Annotated in this window: 9 protein-coding genes; 3 read left to right on the top strand and 6 right to left on the bottom strand. The window is 69.6% G+C overall.

The features are described from left to right. The first annotated feature begins 284 nt into the window (after window positions 1–284). Entirely contained in the window at window positions 285–2,396 is a 2,112-nt protein-coding gene (locus ACIQUQ_RS26735) for a DUF2075 domain-containing protein (RefSeq protein WP_403980786.1), read from the top strand. Between the two features lie 52 nt (window positions 2,397–2,448). Here the strand turns inward: ACIQUQ_RS26735 and ACIQUQ_RS26730 are convergent, their stop codons facing one another. From ACIQUQ_RS26730 to ACIQUQ_RS26705, 6 genes are all read right to left on the bottom strand, one after another. Continuing rightward, window positions 2,449–2,577 (bottom strand): DUF6408 family protein, encoded by a 129-nt coding sequence (locus ACIQUQ_RS26730; protein ID WP_234327755.1) that lies wholly within the window; start codon window positions 2,575–2,577, stop codon window positions 2,449–2,451. A gap of 197 nt (window positions 2,578–2,774) precedes the next feature. Next, on the bottom strand, window positions 2,775–4,637 hold the full coding sequence (locus ACIQUQ_RS26725) for a DNA/RNA helicase domain-containing protein (RefSeq protein WP_403980579.1): 1,863 nt from the start codon (window positions 4,635–4,637) through the stop codon (window positions 2,775–2,777). 127 nt (window positions 4,638–4,764) lie between these two features. Next, window positions 4,765–5,148: a hypothetical protein gene (locus ACIQUQ_RS26720; protein ID WP_403980576.1), complete on the bottom strand. Its 384-nt coding sequence runs from the start codon at window positions 5,146–5,148 to the stop codon at window positions 4,765–4,767. 251 nt (window positions 5,149–5,399) lie between these two features. Next, the gene (locus ACIQUQ_RS26715; protein WP_403980573.1) at window positions 5,400–6,626 is read right to left on the bottom strand and encodes an amidohydrolase family protein; all 1,227 of its coding nucleotides are present in this window, start codon (window positions 6,624–6,626) and stop codon (window positions 5,400–5,402) included. Between the two features lie 588 nt (window positions 6,627–7,214). Next, on the bottom strand, window positions 7,215–8,495 hold the full coding sequence (locus ACIQUQ_RS26710; protein WP_403980570.1) for a glycoside hydrolase family 6 protein: 1,281 nt from the start codon (window positions 8,493–8,495) through the stop codon (window positions 7,215–7,217). Between the two features lie 108 nt (window positions 8,496–8,603). Continuing rightward, on the bottom strand, window positions 8,604–9,569 hold the full coding sequence (locus tag ACIQUQ_RS26705; RefSeq protein ID WP_403980567.1) for a glycoside hydrolase family 6 protein: 966 nt from the start codon (window positions 9,567–9,569) through the stop codon (window positions 8,604–8,606). Window positions 9,570–9,870: 301 nt separating this feature from the next. On the opposite strand from ACIQUQ_RS26705, the gene ACIQUQ_RS26700 reads away from it, so the two are divergent. Then, a complete protein-coding gene (locus ACIQUQ_RS26700) occupies window positions 9,871–10,884 on the top strand; it encodes a LacI family DNA-binding transcriptional regulator (RefSeq protein ID WP_403980564.1) in 1,014 nt (337 codons plus the stop codon). Between the two features lie 448 nt (window positions 10,885–11,332). After that, the gene (locus ACIQUQ_RS26695; RefSeq protein WP_403980561.1) at window positions 11,333–12,334 is read left to right on the top strand and encodes an ABC transporter substrate-binding protein; all 1,002 of its coding nucleotides are present in this window, start codon (window positions 11,333–11,335) and stop codon (window positions 12,332–12,334) included. Window positions 12,335–12,339: the final 5 nt, after the last annotated feature.

The following is a 12,339-nucleotide window of genomic DNA, read 5'->3' as shown; positions in this document are numbered from 1 at the left end:
CGGCTCGGCCATCCGGCGGAGGGGGAAGCTCTCGGCAGATCCTAACGGTGGGCAGCGACATCCGGGGCAGCTGCGACGAAGCGGGCAGCGAGCTGCCGGGCGGTGGCCGGGTGCGATCCGGCCACCCTGGGCCGTGGTTTCGGCCGCGGGCCGGGGCGGTGCTACGCCGCAGCCGATGCTTTCCCTAAGATCACCGAACAGATTGCGGCCCGACGGGCTTCCCCGCGAGGACATGCCCCCACCCGCACGAGCTACTCGTGCCCTGGGGGAACCACCTCGTGTCCATGCTCCTGCTGAAGCTTTCGGCGCAGGATCTGCTCACCCTGCATGCGCGCCGCCACATGGTGCCGCACCTCGCTGCGCGCTGGCGCTACTTCCGCGGCTCGGACGCCTCGCTCACGGAGCGCTCGGCCTGGGCGGAGAGTCTGATCAGTCTTGCGAACGATCTGGTCGCCGCCGACCGCGGGAACGTGGAGATGGTCGTCGAGTGCGCCGCCACCATGGACGAGTCCGACCAGCCGGAACCCCGGCTCATCGACGTCGTGCTGGTCGGCCGCCATCCGCAAGAGCACCGGCCCTCCGTGCAGCTCGTCGAATTGAAGCGCTGGTCGACGGTGACCAGGATCGAACAGGCAACCGCGGACTGGGTCCACGTGGCGGGCATGGGGGCGAAGAAGCATCCCGCGCTGCAGTTGCGCGAGTACTACGAGGCGTTCACGAGCGACAGGGGCCCCTTCAGGAACACCGAATTCGAGTGCGGGGGATTCGCCTACCTGCACAACGCCACGGACGACTCGGTGCGTCCGCTGATCGGCGTGGACGCGCCCACGGGCGCGTACGCACGCGTGTACACGGCTGATCGGCGGGCCCAGCTCCTCGATGACATCAGGGCGAGCTTCGACGCCGAGGGCGGCGCGGCCGAGGCCGTGACCATGTTGGAGACCATGGGGCTGCGCAACACACCGCTGCTCGATGCGATGAACTGGTCCCGAGGCGATGACACCGTCTTCGTCCTCCGCGGGCGCCAGAAGGTGGTCGCGGACCAGATCCTCGAAGCGGCGGCCAAGGTGCTGCCCGACCCGGAGCATCCCGCGCTGGTCCCCGACGAGAGGCGTGTGGTCTTCCTGGTCACGGGTGGCGCCGGTACCGGTAAGAGCGCCATCGGCCTGCACGTCAAGGCACAGCTCGAGGCGCAGGGGCGCACCGTGAAGTACGCCAGCGGGAGCAGGGCCTTCAATGCGGCAATCCAGGAGCACGTCGGATACGGGGACAAGCAGTTCAGGGAGACCTTCACCTACTTCAGCAACTTCGTCCACACCACGGTGCCCCCGGTGGACGTGCTGATCTGCGACGAGGCGCATCGACTGCGGGATCGCTCGACGAACCGGTTCTGGACGCCGGAGCAGCGGGAGATCTGGGGGAAGGGACCGCAGGTGGACGAGCTCCTCGACGCGTCACGCCTGACGGTCTTCTTTCTGGACGAAGGCCAGTCCGTACGTCCAAAGGAAGTCGGAACCGTCGCGCTGATCAGGGATGCGGCCCTGCGCCGCGGTGCTGACCTGCTCGAATACGGACTGCGCGAGCAGTACCGCTGTGGTGGCAGTGGCTCGTACATCAGCTGGGTGCGCGAAGTCCTGGGCGTGACGGACAAGAAGCCGGAGCCCTGGAGGCCGGACGGACTGATGCACGTCGAGGTGGCGGAGACCCCGGAGGAGCTCGAACGGATCATCCTGACGGAAGCCGGGGCCGGCGCGTCCGCGCGCATGGTCGCGGGGTACTGCTGGCCCTGGACGGAGCCCGCGGGCGAGGAGAAGCGCCTGGAGGCCGATGTCCGCATCGGGGACTGGCACCGGCCGTGGAACGCGAAGAGCGAGAGCTACTGCGCGGGCGGGGTGCCGCCGTCGGACATCTGGTCCGTCCACCCCAAGGGCCTTGGCCAGATCGGCTGCGTCTACACGGCGCAGGGCCTGGAATGGGACTGGTGCGGGGTGATCATGGGCGATGACATGGTGCGCCGTGGCGATCAGTGGGTGTTCCAGCGTGGAAAGGAGCGAAAGGTAGGCCCCGATTCGGACATCAAGCGTGTTGATGTGCCGGGTTCGCTGGACCCGAAGGTCAGCGCGTCGAGTGTGGCCGACGACGACTTCGCGCGGTTGGTCCGACAGGCGTACCACGTGCTGTTCACCCGGGCGAGCCGTGCGACGGTGCTGTACTCCACGGACGAGGAAACCCGCAGGTATCTGAAGAAGCTTGTGGGTCAGGTGGAGATCCACGGGCTTCGGCCCACCTGGTTCAACCTTCCGAAGGAAGCTCGCACACCGCATCTGCCGCGCGCCAACGGGAGAGGCAAGCACAAGCGGAGGAAGTCGTCGGGCCCTGATCTCCGGCTGTTCTGACAGCGGATCGGGCTGTGGGGTGGCGGGCTCTCCGGGCCCGCCACGTACCTGCTCAGAAGAACAGGTCTGCCACCGCGGTCAGTGCCGTCACCAGAAGACTGGAGACGGCTCCGGCAGCGATGTCGATCAGGATTCCGCGAATCCGCTCACGACGCGCAGGCTTGCACTCGACGGGGGTCATACGGCCACTCCAGGTTGTGAGTTCGGAATGGCAGGGGGCGCCCTACCGGGCAGCCACGCTCGCGTCGTGTGTCGCCACACGACGGGCACAACCATTCGTTACCGACAGCCTGTTCGGCCTCTTGCATGAACCGCAGCCTCGTACCCTCCGGGAAGGTGCGCAGCGGGATCATGCTATCCGCTGACCGTGGCCGTGGCTCAGGGAATAAGCGAACGGAGCTTCTCGCGTGTTTCAGGGTCTGTCGAGTAGACGACCGTTCCGATCATGCCGCGGGTCAGGAGTACCTTGTACGTGTTGCGGATCAGGCGGTCGATGTCCTCGTCAGGCGTCGCCTTCGTGAAGGAGGGGTCCTTCGAGGCGGTGCGGTCGACCACCCAGCGGTCTGTCCGCCAGACCAGGTCCGGACCCATGATCACGCCCGACCAGTCGTACTCGAAGCCCTGGGCGGTGTAGACACAGCCGACCTGGCCGAAGCCCGCGGGATCAGTGGCCCAGAGCGGAGCCGGCGGTGCGCCCAGCAGGGATCGGTCCCCGTACAGGTTCCACGGCTTCGACCAGTCGCCGATGACCACGTCCGCGGGCAGCGCCGTCATCGCTGGAGTGATCTTGGTGGTCCACTTCCAGCAGTAGCCGGCGGAAAGCCGGGCGCCGTACCCCTGGGCGCGCTTGTCGCTGAGGAAGTCGTCCAATTCCTGCGGGCTGTCCACCGTCAGCAGCTGCACCTTGCCGTCCGGCTCCCACACGACCGGTACCCCGCCCTCCAGGCCCAGGAGACCGGTCACCCAGAGCACGTACGCGTCGCTGCCTCCGCACCGGAACTGGCTGTCCAGCTCCACCAGTGTGAAGTCCACTTCCTGCTCGGCCGCAGCCCGCCTGATCTGCTCAACGGTGCCCATCTCGCCGGGACGCACCACCTGGTGCTGGTCGAGGAGGAACACCGGGACCCGGGCCGCGTCGATCAGCTCCGCCACCTGTGGGCGCCCGGTGCGCAAGGCGGCCTTGGTGTAGCGGTTGGCGGAGGTCCTGCGGAGCCGGTGTGCCTCATCGCACACGAGCACGTCGATGTCGTTCGGCTCGGCCTCCATGAAGCTGTTGAAATAGCGGAACAGACGCTGGACCTCGGGCTTGCGGGCGCCCGCGACCTTGCGCATCGTCTTCGTGAACGACTGCGAGCCGGTGGCGTGGAGGGCAGACACACCGCGCCGGTACAGGTCACCGAGCACGGACAGGGCGATCACGCTCTTGCCGGACCCGGGCCCGCCGGTCACAACGACCACCTGCTTGCGGTTCGACCGGTGGGCCTTGCGGACTGCGGCCATCACCGTCTCGTAGGCGAGTCGCTGCTCGTCCAGCAGCACGAACTGTTCCCGGTCGCGGACCTCGTCGGCAGCCACGGCCATCAGCTGCCTGGACGGTCGAACCCTGCCCTGCAGGAGGTCGTCGGCGGCGGCAGCGCCCGGCTTGGCGGCCAGCCTCGAGCGCAGGTAGTCGAGGAACGCACCGCGCTGATCAGCGGTGTACATGCGACCGCGGTGGTCTTCTTCGACCTCGCGCAGCCCGGCGACCCTGGCCTCGGCTGCATTGTGCAGGAAGGCCACTCCCGTGACGGAGCCGGGGTTCTGCTCGAGAGCCCCGTTGAACGAGACGAGGTAGTCGCAGTAGCCCCGTACCTGCTCGATGGGGTTCAGTACCGGCTCGCGGTAGGAGGGCACGCTGCACCGCAGCGGTTCGTCGTCCACTGGTTGGGCCTCGGTCCACTGCTTGAGTTCCACGACGACGTACGACGGCTCGCCGGAAACCGGATGCACCCCGGCCAGTATCACGTCCGCGCGCTTGCTCGTCAGCGGCAGCCCGTACTCCAGCAGCATCTCGACCTCACCGAGACCCGCTTCGACCAGGGCGTGGGTGAGCGCGGGGATGCTCCGCTCCCAGGAGCGAACCTCCGCAGCGTGCGGCTTGTGGCCGTGCCTGTGGAGGAAGTTCTCGCTCAGCAGCTCCGCCAGCCGTCCCTCAAGGCGAGTGCGGTTGGCCAAGGACGCCGCGGACTCACGGAACAGCAAGAAATCGCCCCCAGGCAGCACGGAGTAGCTCGTGCGGGTGGGGGCATGTCCTTCGGGTCCACGTGACGTGGAGCGGAAGCCCGGCGGGCCGCTGAGATTGTCCCTGTCATCTTATGACAGCGCATGATCACGCTGCGGCAGTCTTTGGGGGTTCTCGCGCAGGGCTGCCGAGGCGCGCTCGCGCGCCTGCGTTTCCCGTTGCCTTCAGGACGTCCGTGCATTCGGACAGGGAAATGTCCGTAGCGTGGCTCAGGTCGCTCGGGAAGTGATCCACCAGCCAGTCGGCGGTCTGCGCCGGGGCGGGGTGGGCTACCAGGCATGCTTCGAGATGGGCTGTGGCCAGCCCGGCCGCCACATCGCCGGTGACCCCGTCCGAGCCGTCGATCTTCCCGTACGCCCGGGCGAGCGCTTGATCGCGGACCCTGCCAGCCCCGACGGCTTCCGCCGCCCTGGCGGTCTCCGCCAGCGTGCGCAGTGCGGATGCCGCCTCTGCGGCCTGGCGAACGGCCACTGTTGGCTCTTCGTCTGACAGCAGGCTCAGCTGCTGGTGAGAGCCACGGCCGGCCACGGAGAAGCGGCGGTGACTCGTGACGCTCGTATGACGCTCAGGGCCCGGACGAGGTTGTCCGGGGACGGTGCGGGTCCGGCGAAGGCGCTCCAACGAGAGCGGGAGGGGCACGAGTAGCTGACCGCGGGGGCCCGGTCGGTCGGCTGCCGCCGTGACCCGCGCCGACGCCCTGAGGCATGGTCGGAGGCGTACTCCTACCGGCCCCGGACAGCGGACGAGGGAGAAGGCGCAGCGCCGGTGCCGAACGGCCGGCCCTGGGCCAGGACCAGGCGGACCCTGCGCAGGGCGCTCAGGTCGGTCAGTGGGTCGCCCTCGACGACGAGGAGGTCGGCGTGGTGGCCGGGGGTGAGGCGGCCGGTTTGGTGGGCGATGCCCAGGGCCGTGGCCGCTCCTGCCGTGGCCAGATCGATGATCTCGGCCGGTGTCATTCCGATGTGTTCGAAGAACTCCAGGCTGGAGACGAAGCCGTCGAAGACCGCGCGGGGAACGCCGGCGTCGGTTCCGGGCAGGAGCGGTACGCCGTTCTCCGCCATCCACCGGATCCGCTCGAACATCTCCTCGGCCCGTTCCGGACCGAAGCGCTCGGCGAAGCCCCGCCAGTCGGGACTGGCCGCGGGGCAGACCGCGATGCCCTGGCCGGCCATGGCGGCCACCAGATCCTTGCGTACGTCGAAGCCGTCCGGTGCCATCCATGTGCAGTGCTCGATGCTGTCGACTCCGGCTGCCACGGCGGCCGCGATGCCCTCCGTACCGTGCGCGTGCGCGGCCACCGGAAGCCCGGCCCTGCGGGCCTCCTCCACGACGACGCTCATCTCGTGCGGAGTGAACTGGGCCTGCCAGACGGGCGGTCCGCCCTTGGTGATGCCGCCTCCGGTGGCCATCACCTTGATGAGGTCGACACCGCTTGCCGCATTGCGGCGTACCGCGGCGCGGATCGCGGCTTCGCCTTCGACCTCCCCGCCGAGGAACCAGCAGTGGCCGCCGGGTGCGGTCAGCGGCGTTCCGGCGGCGAGGATGCGCGGGCCGGGCAGCCGGCCTGCCGCGATCTCGTTCCGCAGGCGGACGGCCAGCCCTCCTCGGTCGCCGAGATCGCGTACGGTCGTCACCCCTGTGGCGAGGAGCTGCTCCGCGCGCGTCGCCATTCCCGCGTGGAGCTCGGCGTCGGAAGCGGTGCGCAGGGTCTCCACGGGATCGGAACCGGCGTCGAGCGCGAGGTGGACGTGGGCGTCGATCAGTCCGGGCAGCAATGTGCCGTCAGGGAAGTGGAAGCGGGGAACTGCGGGTTCGACCCGCGCCTCGACTTCCTTGCGCGGACCGGCGGCCACGATCACGCCACGCCCGACGTGCACGGCCCCGTCGAGGACCACCTTCCCGCCGGGGGTGGCTACCATCCGCCCCGCCGAAATCACGGTGTGCATCATGATCCTTCTTCCTGGTGGGAGTGGGGCGGAGGGTTCCATCGGGGCCTCCAGCTGTGCGAGACGGGGGCTGTTCCGTACGAGACCGTCCCGGCACGGGAAGGCCGGTGTGGTGATTCCGATGGCGGAGGCCAGGGGTACGAGTTCCCGTCGTGTGCGCCTATTGCCCGCCGTCCGATGCGATACCGAAGAGAGGAAGACGCAGTGCAGGAAGTGGGCGGGGAGGAGCCGCAGCAGTGCGTTCTGCGGCAGCTTCGTGATTCCGCCGGTGGTGAGTGAATCGACTTACTGTGCAACTGTCTTGAGTCCCAGAGGGAATGCTCGCGGAGGATGCATGGCCGGTGGCGACCAGCCCGGCTTCCCGTGCCCGGTCATCGTCAAGGCTCTCTCCGCTCGCGTTGCCAGGGTGCGACCCCATCCAACAGCGCGGATCTGCATGCGGCCAGCGGAGAATCAGTCAACCAGGAGCACGGATTTCCCCTTTCGCCTGCTTCAGGCGATAGACGCCGTCGTCCATGGGCCTGCGTCTGTTCCTGTTCCTCGGCGGAAAGGAACGGACCGCGGCCGAGCTCCGCGAGCTCGCGAGCGCAGTCAGCGGTTGAAGGTCAGTCGGGGGGCCGCGTTGCGGGCCAGGGTGTGGGCCTGGGCCGGCCACCAGGTGCCGGCCGGCGGGTCGACGATGCCGTACTCGGGGTCGATCGTGCCGCCGGTGTTGCGGGTGCAGCTGCCGTCGGACTCGCCCGGGATCTTGATCCACAGGTAGGCGTCGACGAGCGGTACGCCGGTGTCGGCGGTCGGGCGCGGGCCGAGGCCGCGGCCGGGCGCGTTGCACCAGATCTCCGGGTCGCCCGTGTACTTGCCGGGCTCCGGGGTCCAGGCGCCCAGGCCGTTGCGGCTGGTGTCGATGGCGAAGTGGTGCAGCGCGTCGTCCGGCGGGGTGCCCACGGTCCGGTCGAACCAGGCGTCGGTCCAGCGCCAGGTGGCGGGGTCGGCGGAGTCGACCGCGTTGCCCGGGACGCCGTCGTTGGGCGCGGCGGGCGAGTAGTACTGGGTGGCGCACCAGTCGGTGCGTCCGCGGGCGTGCTCGGGTCCCTCGGTGGCGAACCACATGCACTTCGCCACCCAGGTGCCGTAGCGCGCGTTGTGGTCGGTGGGGTGGGTGTTGGACACGTTGAGGGCGAAGCCGTCGCTGCTCTGGATGCCGGAGTCGAGCAGGCGCCGCGCCATCTCGCCGACGGGCCGCCACAGGACGTTGCCCGCGTCGAGGTAGACCGCGGTGCGGGCCCTGGCCTTGATGGTCCTGACCGCGTACGCGACGTCGGCGACGCGGGCCGCGGTGAGTTCGCCGGTCGGGTCCGCGCCCGGACCGCAGTCACTGGGGAGGAGGGCCAGGCCGTCGGGCTCGACCACGACGACGGCCTTGCCGTCGCCGATGCCGGTGGCGAAGGCGTCGATCCACTGCCGGTAGGCGGCGGAGGTCGCGGCGCCGCCGCCGGAGTACTGGGTGCAGTCCCGGCCCGGCACGTTGTAGGCGACCAGGACGGGGGTCCGGTTCACCACCCCGGCTGCGCGGACGAGGCTTCTCGCCTTGGCCCGGACCTCGTCGGGCGTGCCCTCGGTGAACCACTCGGCCTGCGGCCAGCTCGCGAGCCTGGCCATGTTCACGGCGTTCGTGAAGTCGCCGTTCCCGAGGTCGGTGAGCGCCTGCGCGGCGGCCTTGCTGCGCGGTTCCACGTAGAACTTCGTGGCCGGGGTGAGCGGGTCCGCGGCGGGCGCGGCCTGCGCCTGTCCCTGCGTCGCGGTGAGGGCGGCACAGGCCGCGAGCGCCGCGAGGGCGGCGGCCGCACGGCGCCGGAGGCTGCGTGGCTTCATGAGGGCTCCTGGTCGGAGGGGGAGAAGGGGAAGGGGGGAGGAGGGGCGGTGGGGCCTGCGGCCCGGTCCGGGGGCGGCGGGGTCCGGGCCGCAGGAAGGAGCCGGAGGTCAGTAGCCGTAGATCATCTTGTAGGCGACCTCGGGGAGGAACTGGCCGGCCGTGGAGCCGGTCCCCACGCCGCAGTTGCCGTCGGACTCGCCGGGGGCCTTGATCCACAGCAGCATCTCGGCGCCGCCGCCCAGCCGGGTGGGCGTGCCGATGCGGCGGCCGGCCGCGTTGCACCACTCGCCGTTGGCGCCGTTGCCGTTGCGGCTGGTGTCGACGACGAACGGCTTGGTGTAGCCGTAGCGGGCGGCCAGTTCGCTGTTGACGGCGTTGCCGTAGGACGTGTTCTGGGCGGTGGTGAAGTGGTTCGAGATGTTGAGGGAGAAGCCGTGTGCCTGTCGGAGCCCGGCCCCGTGCAGGCGCTGGGCCATCGTCGCCGCGCTCACCCAGCCGGGGTTGCCGGCGTCGAGGTAGACCCAGGTGTTGGGCGCCTGGCGGTTGAACTCCGCCAGAGCTCCGCTGATCATGCCCTGGCGCTCGCGGATCTGCGCCTGGTTCAGGCAGCCGTAGTCCGCGAGGGAGTCGGGTTCGAGGACGACGACGGCCGGGCGGTGGGCGATCCCGCCGGCGAACTGCGCGATCCAGGTCGCGTAGGCGGAAGCCGATGAGGCTCCGCCGCCGGAGTGCCCGCCGCACGAGTCGCGGAGGTAGATGTTGTACGCGACCAGGACGGGCAGCTTGTCGTGCTGGTCCGCGGCGCCGACGTACGCGCCCGTCGCGGTGCCGATCGTGCCGCTCCAGGAGCCGAACCAGCGGGCCATGGGGGTGTCGGCGAGGGACGCGCTGATGGCGGGCGTCCGGCCGTCACCCGGGTTGGCGGCGACCCACTGCTTCGCGCTGGAGTTCGGGTCCACGTAGAACCCGCTGGTCATGGTGGTCGGATCGGCCGCCTGGGCGGACGGCGCGACGGCCAGGGCCAGCGGGAGGGCGAGGAAGGCTGCCGTGAGGGCGCGGATTCGGTGGCGCATGGCGGTACCTCGATTCCTGACGGGCGGACGCGCCGCACGCTCTCGTCCCGAGCGCGGGCGGCGCACTGAGGAAGTGCGGTGGTACGGAACCCTGCATGGTGGAAGCGCTCCCACTGGAAGCGGTACCAGTAGGTTGCTTCCTGGCCTGAGGTGCGGCCGGTATCGTGTGACGCCCTGTTGAGCCTGTCAAGTGGGCGCGTTTCAAACGGCACTTCACGCGACGGCAAGAAGGCTTTACAGTGCTGGAACTGGAAGCGCTTCCAGTCTTCCGGGCGGGCAGGCCGCGAAGGGAAGGCGGATCATGGCCGAAGGTGTGCCGCGACGGCAGTCGACGCTTGACGAGGTGGCCGAACTCGCCGGAGTCTCAAGGTCGGTGGCCTCCCGCGTGCTCAACAACGCCCCGCACGTCAGCCGCGCCAAACGGGAGGCGGTCGAACGGGCAGTCGACCGCCTCGGTTACGTTCCCCATCCGACCGCTCGCGCGCTGGCGACCCGTCAGACCGGGGCGGCCGCCCTGGTGATCTCGGGAGAGGACCCGGCGATCTTCGCGGACCCGTTCTTCGCCCAGGTGATCGTGGGTGCCTCGGCCGCACTGGAAGACGCCGACCTGCACCTGATGCTGTGTCTGGCCGCTTCCGACCGGGGGCGGGGGCGCGTGGCACGGCTTCTCCGGTCCAAGGGGGCCGACGGGGTGATGCTGATGGCGCTGCGCGAGGACGATCCGCTGGCCCGGATGGCGGAAGACGCTGAGATTCCCGTGGTGCTCGGCGGGCGCCCGGTCGGTCTGGACCCGCGATGGTACGTCGACGTCGACAACCTCGGAGGCGCGCGCGCGGCGACCGAGTACCTGATCTCGCTCGGCCGGACCAGGGTGGCGACGATCTGCGGGCGGCCGGATACCGCGGTGGGGCGCGCTCGTCACCGCGGCTACCGGGACGCCATGCTGGCGGCGGGGCTCGAACCGTACCCACCGGAGGCCGGTGACTTCACCGAGGCGAGCGGAGCGGCCGCCATGGCCGCGCTGTTGGCGCGGCACCCGGACCTGGACGGGGTGTTCGCCGCCAGCGACAACATGGGGGTGGGAGCGCTGCGTGCGCTGCGTGACGCAGGTCGACGCGTCCCCGACGACGTCGCCGTGATCGGCTTCGACGACCTGGCCGTGGCCCGGATGGCCGACCCGCCGCTGACCACGGTGCACCAGCCCGTGGAGGGTCTCGGCCGTGAGATGGCGCGCATGCTCGTCGCTCTCGTCAACGGGCAGGCACCCACCCCGCTGATCCTCCCCACGCGTCTGGTCACCCGCGCCAGCGCCTGACGGCAGCCCGTCCCGCGGCCGGCCTTGCGTCTCGGGGCCCTCCTTCATGTTAACGCTCACAACTGCTGGTAGTCGATGCTCCCTGTGGGGGTATCGCGTCGGATCCGTGTGCGGCGGTGGGGCCCCTGGGGTCGCCGGAGTCGCGTGGCCCGTGGCAGGGCCGAGGTCCCGTGATGGTCGTCGACTTCCCTCGACTTGGCGGCCTTCCGGTACGTCGCCGCGGACTCGCTCCTCTGCATCAAGAACGAGTAACAGCGGTAAGAGCCCTTGAGTTACAAGTCTGTTAGCGCTCACAATGTCTCGCGTTCGCCGGCTTACCGGTCATCGGGGCCCACGCTTCACTCCGTTCCCCGCCGGTACGACCACCCCTGCGCAGCCACGCCTTCACCGGGCCCGCCTCCTTCAGAGCACCGCCTGGTACGACGTACGTCCCGAGAGGAACCACGACATGGCCCACAGAGCCCTCCGCATCATCGCCGTCGCCGCCCTGGTCGGCGGTGTGCTGACCGCCTGCACCACCGAGCCCGCGGACACCGGCACCACCGGCGGCACCGGCAAGGGCTCCTCCGACGGCAAGCTGGTGCTCGGGTTCGCCCAGGTGGGGGCCGAGAGCGGCTGGCGCACCGCCAACACCAAGTCCGTTCGCGAGGCGGCCGAAAAGGCCGGCATCACGCTGAAGTTCTCCGACGCGCAGCAGAAGCAGGAGAACCAGATCAAGGCGATCCGCACCTTCATCCAGCAGAAGGTGGACGTCATCGCCTTCTCGCCGGTGGTGGAGTCCGGCTGGGACACCGTCCTGAAGGAGGCCAAGAACGCCGGCATCCCGGTCATCCTCACCGACCGCGCCGTCGACTCGCAGGACACCTCCCTCTACCGCACCTTCCTCGGCTCCGACTTCGTCAAGGAGGGCCAGGAGGCCGGCAAGTGGCTCGTGAAGGAGTACGAGGGCACCTCCGCGCCGGTGAACCTCGTCGAGCTCCAGGGCACCACCGGCTCCGCACCCGCGAACGACCGCAAGGCGGGCTTCGCCGACGCCATCAAGGGCGACCCCAAGTTCAAGGTCGTCGCCTCCCAGACCGGGGACTTCACCCGAGCCAAGGGCAAGGAGGTCATGCAGGCCTTCCTCAAGTCCCACAAGGACATCGACGTCCTGTACGCCCACAACGACGACATGGCCCTCGGCGCCATCCAGGCCATCGAGGAGGCGGGCAGGAAGCCGGGCTTCGACATCAAGGTGATCTCCGTCGACGGCATCAAGGACGCCTTCGTCGCCATGCAGGAGAAGAAGATCAACGTGGTGGTCGAGTGCAACCCGCTCCTCGGCGACCAGCTGATGGAACTCGCCAGGAAGGTCGCGGCGGGGGAGAGCGTTCCGCAGCGGGTCGAGGTCAAGGAGGGCGTCTTCACCCAGGACCAGGCCGCGGCCGCCCTGCCGGGCCGGCAGTACTGACCTTC

The sequence above is a fragment of the Streptomyces sp. NPDC101118 genome (genome assembly GCF_044759445.1).
GTDB lineage: Bacteria > Actinomycetota > Actinomycetes > Streptomycetales > Streptomycetaceae > Streptomyces.
This window is presented reverse-complemented; position numbering and strand designations above follow the sequence as displayed.